15 protein-coding genes are annotated in these 12,540 nt (G+C 70.2%); 6 read left to right on the top strand and 9 right to left on the bottom strand.

Annotated features, from left to right (window positions below; genetic code table 11):
- Positions 1-2: 2 nt before the first annotated feature.
- From eccB to ABDW21_RS04605, 4 genes are all read right to left on the bottom strand, one after another.
- Positions 3-1,499: a type VII secretion protein EccB gene (eccB, locus tag ABDW21_RS04620; protein WP_343600538.1), complete on the bottom strand. Its 1,497-nt coding sequence runs from the start codon at positions 1,497-1,499 to the stop codon at positions 3-5.
- A gap of 2 nt (positions 1,500-1,501) precedes the next feature.
- Positions 1,502-2,398, bottom strand: a complete 897-nt coding sequence (locus tag ABDW21_RS04615; RefSeq protein ID WP_343600537.1) for a transglycosylase SLT domain-containing protein — start codon at positions 2,396-2,398, stop codon at positions 1,502-1,504.
- Entirely contained in the window at positions 2,395-2,709 is a 315-nt protein-coding gene (locus ABDW21_RS04610) for a DUF2710 family protein (RefSeq protein ID WP_343600536.1), read from the bottom strand. Before ABDW21_RS04610 ends, ABDW21_RS04615 begins: the two co-directional genes overlap by 4 nt.
- A 100-nt stretch (positions 2,710-2,809) precedes the next feature.
- Positions 2,810-3,196 carry a hypothetical protein gene (locus ABDW21_RS04605; protein ID WP_343600535.1) on the bottom strand — a complete coding sequence of 129 codons (387 nt, stop codon included), beginning with the start codon at positions 3,194-3,196 and terminating at the stop codon, positions 2,810-2,812.
- A 103-nt stretch (positions 3,197-3,299) separates the two neighbouring features.
- Here ABDW21_RS04605 and ABDW21_RS04600 point away from each other — a divergent pair, with 103 nt between their 5' ends.
- Positions 3,300-3,443 (top strand): hypothetical protein, encoded by a 144-nt coding sequence (locus ABDW21_RS04600; RefSeq protein WP_343600534.1) that lies wholly within the window; start codon positions 3,300-3,302, stop codon positions 3,441-3,443.
- Positions 3,444-3,465: 22 nt separating this feature from the next.
- Here the strand turns inward: ABDW21_RS04600 and ABDW21_RS04595 are convergent, their stop codons facing one another.
- From ABDW21_RS04595 to ABDW21_RS04575, 5 genes are all read right to left on the bottom strand, one after another.
- Positions 3,466-3,777 (bottom strand): DUF2694 family protein, encoded by a 312-nt coding sequence (locus ABDW21_RS04595; RefSeq protein ID WP_343600533.1) that lies wholly within the window; start codon positions 3,775-3,777, stop codon positions 3,466-3,468.
- Positions 3,774-4,091, bottom strand: a complete 318-nt coding sequence (locus ABDW21_RS04590; protein WP_343600532.1) for an ESX-1 secretion-associated protein — start codon at positions 4,089-4,091, stop codon at positions 3,774-3,776. Before ABDW21_RS04590 ends, ABDW21_RS04595 begins: the two co-directional genes overlap by 4 nt.
- A gap of 45 nt (positions 4,092-4,136) precedes the next feature.
- A complete protein-coding gene (locus tag ABDW21_RS04585; RefSeq protein WP_343710119.1) occupies positions 4,137-5,279 on the bottom strand; it encodes a DUF4226 domain-containing protein in 1,143 nt (380 codons plus the stop codon).
- An 81-nt stretch (positions 5,280-5,360) separates the two neighbouring features.
- A complete protein-coding gene (locus ABDW21_RS04580) occupies positions 5,361-6,173 on the bottom strand; it encodes a C40 family peptidase (protein WP_343710118.1) in 813 nt (270 codons plus the stop codon).
- Positions 6,170-6,946, bottom strand: coding sequence for a helix-turn-helix transcriptional regulator (locus ABDW21_RS04575; RefSeq protein ID WP_343710127.1), 777 nt, complete (start codon positions 6,944-6,946; stop codon positions 6,170-6,172). Before ABDW21_RS04575 ends, ABDW21_RS04580 begins: the two co-directional genes overlap by 4 nt.
- Before the next feature lie 140 nt (positions 6,947-7,086).
- On the opposite strand from ABDW21_RS04575, the gene ABDW21_RS04570 reads away from it, so the two are divergent.
- The 5 genes from ABDW21_RS04570 to ABDW21_RS04550 all read left to right on the top strand — a co-directional run bounded on the left by ABDW21_RS04570 (position 7,087) and on the right by ABDW21_RS04550 (position 12,061).
- On the top strand, positions 7,087-7,491 hold the full coding sequence (locus tag ABDW21_RS04570) for a WhiB family transcriptional regulator (protein WP_343600529.1): 405 nt from the start codon (positions 7,087-7,089) through the stop codon (positions 7,489-7,491).
- Positions 7,492-7,731: 240 nt separating this feature from the next.
- The gene (mycP, locus tag ABDW21_RS04565; protein WP_343710117.1) at positions 7,732-9,078 is read left to right on the top strand and encodes a type VII secretion-associated serine protease mycosin; all 1,347 of its coding nucleotides are present in this window, start codon (positions 7,732-7,734) and stop codon (positions 9,076-9,078) included.
- Complete coding sequence (eccE, locus tag ABDW21_RS04560) at positions 9,075-10,463, top strand: type VII secretion protein EccE (RefSeq protein WP_343710116.1); 1,389 nt, start codon at positions 9,075-9,077, stop codon at positions 10,461-10,463. The genes mycP and eccE overlap by 4 nt, the downstream gene beginning before the upstream one ends.
- A 47-nt stretch (positions 10,464-10,510) precedes the next feature.
- On the top strand, positions 10,511-10,870 hold the full coding sequence (locus tag ABDW21_RS04555) for a YbaB/EbfC family nucleoid-associated protein (RefSeq protein ID WP_343710126.1): 360 nt from the start codon (positions 10,511-10,513) through the stop codon (positions 10,868-10,870).
- A gap of 663 nt (positions 10,871-11,533) precedes the next feature.
- On the top strand, positions 11,534-12,061 hold the full coding sequence (locus ABDW21_RS04550) for a hypothetical protein (RefSeq protein WP_343710115.1): 528 nt from the start codon (positions 11,534-11,536) through the stop codon (positions 12,059-12,061).
- The last annotated feature ends 479 nt before the right edge of the window (positions 12,062-12,540 follow it).

The raw sequence follows: 12,540 nt of genomic DNA, 5'->3' as shown, positions 1-12,540 counted from the left end.
GCCTAACCCCCGGTCTGCTGCGAGCCGGTTCCCGGGACCGCTGCCACCGCGCCGGCCCCGGCGAGGGCGTCATGTTCCAGCAGTGCGCCGTCACGGCTCAGGGCCGGACCCGCCGCGAACGTGCGGACGAGCGGCCACGGCGCCTGCACCGCGGTGCGCGCATCCAGCCCCAGCGCGGCCAACGTCGGCTGATCCCAGCTGATTCCATAGCGCACTCCTTGCGGTGACAGCCAATAGAGGCTTTCCCGGCTGTCAGACACCGCGGCAATGCTCGTCGTGGCAACGAGATTCGCCGCCCCGGGCAGCACCAGCGCGTGGTCTGCTTCGACCGAATCCGGGCTGCGGTCGTCGCGTACCAGCGAGACCACATGGGCCTCCTGGGCGGCCGGCACCGGCAGCCGGCGGCCGCTGGCCACGGTGATCGCCGCGGTCGGATCACCTGCCTGCTTCTGCCAGGTCACACAGGTGACGGGATTGGCGAACGTGTCGACGAAGGTCAGCCGCCCAGCCGGGTAGTAGTCGACGTTCAGCACGTCGACGACCGGGATGCTGACCAGTTGGTCCGGAGCGACCAGACGCGGTCCGGCAACACCCTGCGGGTTGTCGGTGCGCAGAACGTCGGCGACGAAGCTGCTGATCTTTTGCACCCCGCCGGGCAGCAGCGCGTAGAAGCCGCTGACGGTGCCGGCGGCGTCCCGGGTTTCCAACACACTTCCCACGGTCAGGTCGGCCAGCCACCGCGACGGCGTGCCCACCTCCGGAACCACCGGGACCACAATGGGTTCGGCGGCCGGCATGGCGTCGAAGAGCGCGTTGGAGATGGCGACGGGACGCGTCACCGCAGGATCAAGCCCGAGGTGCAACGTCACCGACCGGTCACCGGGGTCGATGCGTGACCGGTGCCCGTTCCAGAGGAGGTAGGTTGCGTCCCGGTGTGTCACGAGGATCGCCTGTGTCGGCGTCATCGGCGCGGCCCGGCCGGCGCCGGCCAGTTCCCCGGCGATCGCGGTGACCGCGGGTGCCGCGCCGCCGCCCCGGGATGCGGCGGTGTCGCACACCGCCCAGGCCGAGACCGCCGACGATCCGATCCGCAGGTCGCCGGGCGCGCCGGGGATACCGATCATCGGGGCGGTCGGGTACTTGGCGATTTCACCGGCCGTCACCCAGGCCGGCGCGGCCGCGCTACCTGCCGCCAGCCGCGCCGAGGTCAGGTTGAGAGCGGGGTACAGACGACCGTCGATGTTGACGTACACCGCGCCGCTGTCACGATCGCCGATGATCACCGACCCGCCCACCAGACCCGCCGGCCTCAGGTAGTGCAGCAATCCCATCCAGGCGAGGCCAATGACCATGAACACAACCGAAAGGACAAGCGCAGCATGGTGTTTACGGTCATCTCGTGTCATGCGGACCGAATGACGGGTGATCGCGGCGCGCAAACGTCGCTGGTAGAACAGGTGTCCCGAATTCTGTTCCCGGCTGGACAGGTTGAGCGGCACGATCAATATCCCTTCGGCGGGCGGCGCGGGTCCGCCTGCTGCACCAGCGCGGCGAGGTTCTCCCCGTCCGCGGCGACGCCGTACCGATGCATGACGTAGTTCATCGAGGCGCAGATATTGGCGACGGGGTCGTAGATGTTGGTCGAGGTTCCCGGCTGGTGGTAACGGGCGAACGTCGCGGGGATCGTCTGCGTCAAGCCGCGGGCGTACCCGAGGCGATGCCCGCCGGTCTGCGGCGGACCGGGGTCGGTGGCCGGCTCGCCGGCCACCGCGGCTGCGCGACCGCCCGATTCGCGCGCGATCAGGGTCGTGTACCCGCGCAGCCAGTTGCGGCGGGCTGCCGGATCGACGATGCCGAGGTGGTCCAAAGCCGCCGAAAGGTGAGCGCTGATGCGGCCCGAATGGCCCGGCCGTTGGTAGCGCACCGCGTCAAGGGGAATCGTCGCCCCGCCCGCACGGCGGTGATGGTGTCGGTGCGGATAGCCCAACCGCCGCAGCTGCGCCGCCAGCAGCCGGGATCGCTGACGGGAGCCCTGTATCTGCCGTCGCTGCTCGCGTAACCGGAATACGCTCCGCCGCAGCGCTTCTCGTCGTCCCACCGGCGTGTCCACCGCGCCGCGCACGTCGGCGTAGGCGTCGTCGAGGACAGCGCGGGTCGCCCACCGGGCGCGGTCGTGCTCGTCGCGCGCATCCGCCAGCACCGCGGTCAGCCCGACGTCGGCGCCCGCCGCGCGGCGCCGCGCCGCGGCCAGCCGCAGCGCTCCCGGCGCCGCGAAGCGCAGCCGGTCGGCCGGTGCGACACCGGTGGGCCATCCGGTCATCGGCGGCTCGACCCGCGGGCCGGCATACAGGTCATGGCCGCGAGCCAGCAGTGCAAGCGATTCTCGCAGCGCGTTCATCGCAGGCCGCCGTAGCGTGCGTCGTTATCGGCCTGTGCCTCCTCGCGCAGGGCGGCGATCGCCGCGTTGAGCCGGTCGGCCAGCTCGCTGTGGGTGTAGCCGGACACCACGCCGGCACCCAGGGTCAAGCCGATCAACCTGCCGTCGGAGTTGGCCAGGGCGTGAACGTCGCCGAGGTCGACGCTGTAGGTGACGCCCTCGGCTTGGGCGACAACGGCTTCCCAACGGTCGGCCGCCTCGCTCAGGTCCCGCAGCACCGCCTCGACGAGATGCCGGCCGCCGACCTCGTCGCGACGATCCGACCCCCCCATCGGGCCAGTATGTGAAGACCCCGCAAAGACCGTCAATTCACCGTGGCGGCGGCGCCCCGAGCGTGCCGCAGCCGACGACCGGCATCGCCGGTGCAGCCCGTCAGACCGGCCAGAGACGTTCGGTGGGGGGATCCTGAGCCAGGCTGCGCAACTGTCGCCGGGCAGCCTCGACCCGCCGGCCCGCGCGGGCCCGCGCGCGGGTTATGACGCGCGCCATTTCGCGCTGGCGGACCGGTTCGACCATCCCGGCCCGGCTGACGTCTTTGAGCTGCTCGTTGGCCGCCTGCGCGATACCTTCCAGATCGGCGTTGAGATACTCTGCGAGGGAAGCTGTTTCGGGTGTGATCGGCGACAGTTCGACAGGCCACAACCCGCCCACCACCCAGGGGGTGCAGTCGACCGGATCGCTGAAAGCCGGAATCTTCAGGGCTTCCCAGCTCGCTCTCCGGAGGCGCCGGCGCGCCGGGCTCCGCCCGAAGATCGTCACCGGCTCAGGGTACCGTCAGCGCTGAGCAGCCCGGTGCTCCCCCCGCGTGGCGCTGTGCGGCCCGTGAATTGTGGCGTTTGCCCAGTGCGATTAGCCTGGCCGCGTGGCTGATTCTGCGCTGCGGCAGCAGGTGGACGAGGTCCGCCTGCTGTTGGTCCGGGCGCGAGAGCTGTTCGGCGACAACCCGATCGAACCGCCGAGAGGCGTCGTGCCCAGGACGGGTGCCGCGACGGCCTCCCTGCACTGACCCGCGGCCGCGGCCGGGCAGTTCAGCCCCGCTCGGCCCGTCGGTGCAGCCGGTGGTTCAACAGCGCGTCGACCGCCGCATCCAGGTCGTCCGTGGTGGGCACCCCCGCGGACGGCGTGTGCCCGGCGGCCACGATTTCGGCGCGAACCTGCAGTGCCGCCTTGAGATGCGACACGTCGGCGGCGAGCACGATGCCCCGCGCCAGGGTCGCCGCGTCGGTGTGCATCGCGCCCGCGGTCAAGGCGACACTGTGCAGATATCCACCGCGGCACGATCGCACCAGGATGTCCCCGCTGGGATGGGCGGTGTCGAAATCGGGATCGGCGATGGTCATCGGCCGCCGTCGACGATGCCGCCGATACGGCGCGCGGCCTCGTCCTCGTGCTGTTCCCACGCGTTCGCCGCGACCAGCAGGGCGTCGGCCAGGTCGACGTGGTCGTCGGCCTGCTGGTGGTAACACACGTGCCGGTGCTCGAGCAGCTCGCGGCCGGCCTCGCGAAGCTCTCCGAAGATCGGGCCCAACGAGTCGAGGCTTTCCAGGATGGCGGCATGCGACGCCGGGACGCTGCGCAAATACTCCGCCGTCTGCCGGTGACGGTCGGCGGCCGCGCACAGCTCTGCGGGCACCACGTGTATCCGATCTGCCATTCGCTGTCTCCTCGTGACATGCCGGCGACTCCCGCCGGCGTGCTGTTACCCGGCGGCGGCCGCCGGCCGGGTGGGGGCCGGCGCCACCGGCCCGGCCGGTGCGCCCGCGGTTACCGGCGCAGGCGGATGCTCCCAGCCCAGGAAGCCCGGCCCGGTCACGGTCGAAACGTGTTGGATCTGCCCGTCGAGAAGGGCTTTGCTGTCGCCGAGGGCCAGCGCGTGACGAGTGGTGAACATGCCGATGTCGCCGGGCGCGAGTCGCGACGAATCGATCGGGTCGGTGACCGCGGTGCCCGGCGGTGGGATCGCAATTCCCTGCTGGCGGAAAGCATCCGGGATGGACATGCCTCCGGCGGCGGCTTTGATCGCGGCCGCCAGCTGGGGGCTGGCCGCGGTTACCGTGTCGCCGTTGGGCAAGGCGACGGTGGTCGGCCCGGCCGGCGGCGCGGGCTCCGGGGCCGGCGACGACTCGCCGGCGTGGTCGTCGTCGCCGTCGACGACCGGGGTGGGGCTTTCCGGCTCCTCCGCGTCGTCCGGCGCGGGCGGCGCGTCGTCGACCCGCTCCCGGGCATGATCACGACCCGCGTCCAGCGGCAGACCCGCAAGCGGGAATCCGCCCGTCGTGCCGAGGCCCGGCACCGACGGGATCGTCGCCCCGCCCAGGTTGGGCACGCTCGGCAGTACCGGCGGTGTCGCGCTCTGCGCCGGTACGCCCGCCGGGGTGAGGACGGGGTCGTCGGCCAGCAGTGCCTCGAGGTCCGGGTCGATGCCGTCGTCGGACAGTGCGGGCGGCTCGTCGGCGCGTGAGTCGGTGGCCGCCGTCGGCGCCGCATCGGTAGGGGTGGTCCTGGCGACGTCGTAGAGCGACGTCCATGCCGCCATCAGCGCGGACTTCGACGTCTCGTCGAGGCTCGCGTCGGCGACCACGGTCCGGATGTCACGCAGCTTGCCGACGAGGTACCGCTGGAAGTCACGCGCACCGGACGGCGTGTCCAGATCGGTACGGGTGCGCACCGCCGCCTCGACCTCGTTCTGCAAGGAGTCCAGCGCGTCTCGACCCTGAACGGCAGTGTGGTGCGCGTTCAAAATTGCGCTGACCACCTGCAGGTCCAGTTGCGCAGTAATCGAAATCTGATGCGCCAGAGAAGATTCCGCGTCGCGTATGACCGCGGCCGCGTCGCCTTGCATGCGGTGCAGGGTAGCCGGGCGAGGCGCGGGCGGCAATTCACCCGGCCTGCGGTGCGCTGAACCGAGTTCGCAGGCATGGGCTCACGGCAGCGGACGCCTGATCTGCACGTGGCTCCCCAGCGGGCTGATGCGGACCGCCGCGCCCGCATGCGGCGCTTCCACCACCAGATTGTCGCCGATCGCCAGCTGTACGTGCCCGGCATGCGGGAACACCAGGTCGCCGGGCCGCACCTGAGACCGGGGCACCGGTACCCCGTCATGAATCTGCTGATACGTGGTGCGGTCCAGCCGAATTCCCGCCTGCGCGTAGGACCACTGGGTCAGCCCCGAGCAGTCGAACTGGTCGGGCCCGGTGGCGCCCCACACATAGGGTCGGCCCAGCCTCGACAACGCTGCCCGCACGGCCAGACCGGCGCGGCCGGTGGCCGACGGCACCCGCACGCCGCGCCGCCGCGCCGCGCGGTAGCGCAGCCCCCGCAGCATCGCCGCGTGGCGACGGGCCCGCCTTTGGGCTGACAACACGTGTGCTCGCTGGGCGTGCAGCCGGGCCACCCGCCGGCGCAGTGCTTCGCGTTGGCCGAGCGGGGTGTCGGGTGTGCCGGCGGCGTCGGCGCGCGCTTCGTCGACAACCATTGCGGTCGTGGTGTGCGCGTCGCCGTGATCGCGCTGTGCCCGTGCGATGACGCCCGCCGCCGCCACGTCGGTGTCGGCGGCAGCCCGCAGGGCCGCCCGGCTACGGTGCAACGCGCGCCGATAGCGCTCGTAGCTGAGACCGGCTTGGCCGGCGGCGGGATCGTCGGCGGGTGTCGCGCCCGGTGTCAGCGCCGCGGGACGGACGCTGCCGGCGAACAATCGGTGGGCGCGGGTCAGGACCTCGAGATCTCCCCGGGTCACTGCGCGTCCGTCCCGCCGTCGTGCGGTGTCCGGCGATCGACCGCGTCGACGAAGGCGCGCACCCGCGGCAGCACCCCGGGCGGGACGACTCCGCGGTTGCGGATCTCCCACAGGTCGTGCGCAGTGACGCCGAGCAGTGCCCCGATCACCGGCTCGGGCAGGGACGACGCTGCACAGGCCCGGTCGAATCGCGCGTTCACGCTCGCCGGCAGCCGCTGCAGCAGGTCGCTGCGCGTGGCCTCCAACGCCCGCAGATGCTCCATCAGCTTGTCCGCCGACGGGGCGCCGGCGTTGACCGCCACCCGCCAGGAGTTGGCGGCCAGCAGCTCAGACTTCACGCACTGCTCGATCACAGAAAGAATATACGCTTCATATGCGTTTAGCTTCACTGCAGGCAGCCGATCGATCACGGATCGGAGGGTGTCGAGCTGGGCTTCGGCGTATCCCTCAAGGACGTCGGTGTCGCTGTGCCGGTCCACCACGACCGCGTCCAGCGCTCGCGCGGTCGTCGACTCCCCCGTCCCGGCGGCCATCAGGCGCGTGAGCTCGGCGTCCGGATCACCCGCGCCCACCAGACGAGAGTACGTGCCAGATGGCAGTCCGAGCCCGTTTTCTACCTTCTGGACTGTGCTTTTGTGCGGTTTGCGGGCCCCGCGCTCCAGGTAGCTCAGCCCCATGATGCTGACCCCGGTCGCGGCGGCGAGGTCGGCCAACGACCAGTCGCGGGACTCGCGCAACGCGCGGATGGCCGCTCCAGCCGATTCCCGGCTCACCGTAGCGCTCCGGCCATATCCGAATAGTACACAGCTGACCGACGCTCGAGAGTTATATGCGCTTACGTCAGCGTTTCCTTGCATGATGGTCGACACTTGTCTACTGTTTCATCAACGTTTTGTCTACGAAGGGAGTAGAGATGGGATACCCGTGCTCGATCAACCCGGAATTGTGGTTCGGCTACGCCGACGACGACGACGGCGACGGCGCCGCCAAGGCTCGCGCCTACGAGCAGGCGGCCACCGAGGCCCGGCTGCTGTGCCTGCGCCGATGCCCCCTGGTTCAGCAGCGCCGGTGCGCCCGCCACGCCGTCGAACACGGCGAGCAGTACGGGGTGTGGGCCGGGGTGAAGCTCCCCGGCGGGCAGTACCGCAAGCGTGAACACCTCGCACGCGCGCACGACGCGCTGCGGCGCATCGCTGCCGGGGACATCAGCCCGAGGCAGCTGCCGGAGAACGCCGCGCTGCTGGCGCGACGGGAAGGCGACCCCGCCCCGGTGACGGCCACGGTATTCCATCTGCCCGGCCCGCAGTCGGCCGCCTGACGGGTGCGCTCACGCTCCACCGGCTTTAGTGCAGCCGGGGGCCGGCCGAGCCCGCCGGTGGGGCGACCCGGCCGCTCACCAGGAAAAACTGCAGCCGCGGATCACCGCACCGCCTTAGGATTATCGGGTGCCGGTGCGCCCGCGACGGGCTGCGAGGATGGTGCCCGCGATCGGGCCTCCCGTGACTGTGCTGGCGCCACCGGTCCGACCAGGCCGGCTGCACGGAAGGGGTGGTTTCCGGTGCGTCGTATCGCCGGAATGCTGGCGGCGCTGACGCTGGCGTTGCAGAGCGCGCCACCGGCGGTGGCGATCGCCCCTCCGGTGATCGATGCGGGTGCCATGCCGCCGGATCAGACCGGGCCCGACCAACCCACCGCACAACACCGGATCTGCTCGGCGCCTGCGACATTCCCCGACGCCAAGTTCGCCGACCCGCCGTGGGCCAGCGACTACCTGCGCATAGCCGAGGCACAGAAGTTCGCCAGCGGCGCCGGGGTGACGGTCGCCATGATCGACACCGGCGTCAACGCCTCGCCGCGGGTGCCCGCCGAGCCGGGCGGCGACTTCGTCGACAAGGCCGGCAACGGGCTGTCCGACTGCGACTCGCACGGCACCCTGACCGCGTCCATCATCGCCGGCCGCCCGGCGCCCACCGACGCGTTCGTCGGCGTTGCCCCACAGGCGCGGCTGGTGTCGCTGCGCCAGTCGTCGGAGGCGTTCCAGCCGGTGGGGGCGCGGGTCGACCCCAACGACCCCAACAGCACCCAGACGGCGGGGTCGGTCCGCAGCCTGGCCCGCGCGATCGTGCACGCCGCCAACCTCGGCGCGGGCGTCATCAACGTCAGCGAAGCCGCCTGCATCAAGGTGACCAGGCCCGTCGACGAATCCACGCTGGGTGCGGCGGTCAACTTCGCCGTCAACGTCAAGAACGTGGTGATCGTCGTCGCGGCCGGCAACACCGGACAGGACTGCACCCAGAATCCGCCGCCGGACCCGTCGGTGCCCGACGACCCGCGCGGCTGGAAACTGGTGCGAACCATCGTCACGCCGGCGTGGTACGACCCGCTGGTGCTGACGGTCGGCAGCTTCGGCCCGGACTCGGCGCCGAGCGACTTCTCGATGCACGGGCCGTGGGTGGGGGCTGCGGCGCCCGGGGCGGACATCATCGCGCTGGGATACGACGGCAACCCGGTCGATGCGCTGCAGGGCCAGGACGGCCTCATCCCAATCACCGGCACGTCGTTTTCGGCGGCCTACGTGTCCGGGGTGGCCGCACTGCTGCGGCAGCGCTTCCCCGACCTGACGGCCGCCCAGATCATCAACCGGATCACCGCCACCGCGAGGCACCCGGGCGGCGGTGTCGACAACGTGGTCGGCGCCGGTGTCATCGATCCCGTCGCCGCGCTGACGTGGGATCTGCCACCCGGGCCGCGGACCGTCCCCTACAACGTCAAGCAGATCCCCCCGCCGGTGTACATCCCGCCGCCCGATCGCGGCCCGATCACCATGGTGCTGATTGCCGGGACTGCGCTCGCACTGGTGCTGGGGCTGGGGGCGCTGACCCGGCGAGCCTTGAGGCGCCGATGAGCGCTGCGGTGGGGCTGCGGTTCAGCAGCGGGCATGCGGTGGTGGCGGCCACGCTGGCACCGGCCTGCGTCGCGTTGTTCATGGGGCTGGGCTACCGGTGGATCGGTGTCGCGCTGGCGGTGCTGGTGGTGCTGGTGGCGCTGGTGTCGGTGCGGGGCCGGCGTCTGACCGGTTGGGTCGCGGCGCTCAAGGCGTGGCGGCGGCGGCGCCGCACCGCGCCGGATCCGCCGTCGGAGCCCGCGGTGGGTGCGACGGTGATGCCGGGTGACCACGTCGCGGTGCGGTGGCAGAATGCGCATTTGGTGTCGCTGATCGAGCTGATCCCCCGCCCGTTCACGCCGACGGTCGTCGTCAACGGACAGGCCCTCACCGACGACATCGTCGACACCCGGCTGGTGGAGCAGCTGATCTTGGCGCACTGCCCCGACCTAGAGGCCGACGTGGTGTCGGCCGGCTACCGGGTCGGCAAGACCGCCCCGGCGAACCTGGTGGGGCTCTACCAACAGGTGATCGGCCCGTATCCGGCTCCGGCGAACCGCCGCACCTGGATCATGCTGCGCGCCGACCCGGAGGCGGCCCGCAGTTCCGCGCAGCGGCGCGACATCGGAATCGCCGGGCTGGCAAGGTATGTGGTGGCGTCGACGACGCGGATCGCCGACCAGCTGGCCAGCCACGGTGTCGACGCCCGGTGCGCGAGGAGCTTCGACGCGTTCGACGCCGCCACCGAGATCAGTTTCGAATCCGAGACGTGGTCGGCGATCAAGGGGCTCAGCACGTTCACCGCCGCCTACACCGCGCCCGGCGGTCCGGACGTATGGTGGTCGGCGCGCGCGGACCACACCATCACACGGGTGCGGCTGGTCCCCGGGGCGGCGCCGCAGTCGACGGTGCTGCTGACCACGCTGGCCAAGCCGAAGACACCGCGTGGGTTCGCCTGCCTGTTCGGCGGTCAACGCGCCGCGGTGCAAGGCCAGGCGCCGGTCAGCGACCACCATCACCAGCTGCCGATCGGGTCGGCGGGTGTGCTGATCGGCGAGACGACCGACCGTTACCCGGTCTACATGCCGTTCGACGACGTCGACGCCAGCGTCAACCTCGGCGATGCCCGGCTGTTCACCCAGTTCGTGGTGCGCGCCGCGGCCGCCGGGGCGGTGGTCACCCTCCAGCCGCAGTTCCGCGAATTCGCCGGCTACGTCAACGGGCGCATCGGGCAGGTGAACAAGGTGTCGTGGCCGGGCGCGACGACCTACCTCAGTCCGCACAAAGGCCTGAGCCGGATCATCCTGCGCCATGACTTCATCGGCACACCGCGGCACCGCCAATTGCCGATCCGGCTCATCCATCCGCGTGAGGAAAGCCGCTACCAGGCCGCGCTGGAGAAGTAGGAGGATTCATCATGGGTGAACACGTGACAGCCGCGGCGGGTGCCGAAATGACCACGCAGGTGCACCCGTTGGTGGCGGCGGTGGTGGCGCAGACCGAGAGGTTGCAGTCCGCTCTGGATGATCAGCTCCACAAAATGAAGTCCGACAAGTTCACCGGGACCGACGAAGCCGAGACCGTCGAGGTGACCGTCGATGGACGCTACTGGCTCACCGATGTATTCATCGACGACGGCCTGCTGCGGCTGGGGGCGGAAAGGGTCCAGCAGCGGATCAACGAGGCGCTTCAGAACGCACTGATCCGGGCCATCGGATCCTTCGAAGCCGACCGTGAACGTCTCTATGCGGCGGTCGGTGAGATTGCCGGTGAGCTGATTTCCATCAATGCTCAGCTCGGCGAGCAGGGCTAACGCCGCGGGCGCTGTGCAGTCCAACTTCTGCGGCCTTTGGCCATCGCGCGGCGATAAACTCCGACCATGACCGGCCCGAATCCGATTCCCGACGACTCCATCGAGGAGGGTCGGCGGCGTGGCCCTGGTGTTTCGCAAACAAACCGGACCAGTGAGAGCCGCGCCAGGCACACCAGATTGGCCAGGAAAGGCTCTCTGCGGGTACTAGAACGTGACCTCAAACGCCGCTTATCGCGGGTGGTCTTCGACTATCTCCAGGCCGATGAACGACACCGTCAACAGCATTGCCGACCGGCGGCGGTTTGACCGAATTCTTGGCCGCAAGCCTCGGACCTTGGTCCGCGGTGAGGCCATCCCGCATGTCGCCGGGCGCAGCCCGGCGTTCAAAGAGCGCGTGTGCTTGGCTGTCGGTGTCGGACCTACCGGCTATGCTTGGCGCGGGTTCGCAGGGCAGGACATCGCCCGGGGCCGGAACCCGAGCAGTATCAACTCGCGAGGCCGCTGGCAAGGCAGGTTGTGGCGCCCGCAAGGGACAGAGCGAGTCGGCCCGAACCGCCTCCAGCGGGTGGCCTACGGCGGCGCGGCTTGCCGCGCCGAGACAGCCGGACGCTGCGCGGAATCCTCCGACTTCAGTCGGGGGAGATGTCAAAAAGGAGAAAACGCATGGTGGATCGGTGGAAAATTCAGCGGGCTGTCCACAAAGTCACCACGGGCAACGTGTTCATCGCCACTATGGTCGTGGGTGCGACGCTGATCGTGGTGGGAGCCGTGCGCTTGGTGCTGGGTGGGTTCGCGCACATGCCAGACGCGCTGTATTCGGCTGTGCCGGGCGCAGTGATGGTCGCACTTGGCTACCTCGGCGAGCAGCGGGTTGATCCCGCTGCGCCCGCCCGCCGCGAGATTTTTGGGTGGGCGCAGATGCTGCGCGTGAGCGGCATCATGACTCGGTTTGTCGTCGGGCTGTATCTGCTGTTGTTCAGCGCACTGGCCGGTATGCGGGCGTGGGGTCCACACCATGAATCCATGTGGAAACCGGGTGTCGAGTCGCTGGGTTTGCTGATCGCGGCGACGCTGTGTTTCGTCGGCGCCGGCCGCGCACTTCGGCGCTATCTGAGCGCCCCCAAGACCGCCGACAACGCTCGCGCATTCGAAGCGCAACCACGATGGCCCGGCCCCGGCAACCGAGCCTGACCGGTTGGGATGGGAGCCGGGTAGCAGCGAGCTCCTGAGCTGAGCACTTCGCGTTCGCAAAAGGCCTTTGACGTCCTCTCCGCAGTGAAACCGCGGGGATTCCTCGTGCCGGCCGGCTGTCTCGATAGGCGCTCATGCGGCTATCGCCGTGGGCTGGTCGGTAGTGGAGGTTCGCGCCGAGCGGCTCTGTCGCATCTTGGCCCGCGCTGCGCGCCGGGCTTTGATGCGCGCTACTGACCTCCGCGAGGGCGGATGTCTGCGGCCTCGCCGCTTGCGTGCTAGTGCACTACGGCTGGACTTCGGCGACTCATCGACGTCCTGACGATGCAGCCAGCCCTGACGCGCTGACTGCAAGTCCAGCCGATCGACCCCATCGGCCTGGGTTGCAACGTGCAGTTCAAGGTAGGCCGAAAACAGGTCTCGATCCGCTGTGATGCCGCACCCGCAACGGTGAACCCGTTGGGAGAGCCGTCTTTGTG

The organism is Mycobacterium sp. (assembly GCF_039583805.1).
GTDB lineage: Bacteria > Actinomycetota > Actinomycetes > Mycobacteriales > Mycobacteriaceae > Mycobacterium.
Note: the sequence above shows the minus strand (reverse complement) of the source record. Positions and strands in the feature narration are given on the sequence as shown.

Coding starts and splice junctions, on each gene's coding strand:
- ABDW21_RS04615 (WP_343600537.1), bottom strand. CDS start 2,398: ATGAACGCGCTGCGAGAATCGCTTGCACTGCTGGCTCGCGGCCATGAC.
- ABDW21_RS04610 (WP_343600536.1), bottom strand. CDS start 2,709: ATGGGGGGGTCGGATCGTCGCGACGAGGTCGGCGGCCGGCATCTCGTC.
- ABDW21_RS04595 (WP_343600533.1), bottom strand. CDS start 3,777: ATGACCATCGCCGATCCCGATTTCGACACCGCCCATCCCAGCGGGGAC.
- ABDW21_RS04590 (WP_343600532.1), bottom strand. CDS start 4,091: ATGGCAGATCGGATACACGTGGTGCCCGCAGAGCTGTGCGCGGCCGCC.
- ABDW21_RS04585 (WP_343710119.1), bottom strand. CDS start 5,279: ATGCAAGGCGACGCGGCCGCGGTCATACGCGACGCGGAATCTTCTCTG.
- ABDW21_RS04570 (WP_343600529.1), top strand. CDS start 7,087: ATGGGATACCCGTGCTCGATCAACCCGGAATTGTGGTTCGGCTACGCC.
- eccE (WP_343710116.1), top strand. CDS start 9,075: ATGAGCGCTGCGGTGGGGCTGCGGTTCAGCAGCGGGCATGCGGTGGTG.
- ABDW21_RS04555 (WP_343710126.1), top strand. CDS start 10,511: ATGACCACGCAGGTGCACCCGTTGGTGGCGGCGGTGGTGGCGCAGACC.
- ABDW21_RS04550 (WP_343710115.1), top strand. CDS start 11,534: ATGGTGGATCGGTGGAAAATTCAGCGGGCTGTCCACAAAGTCACCACG.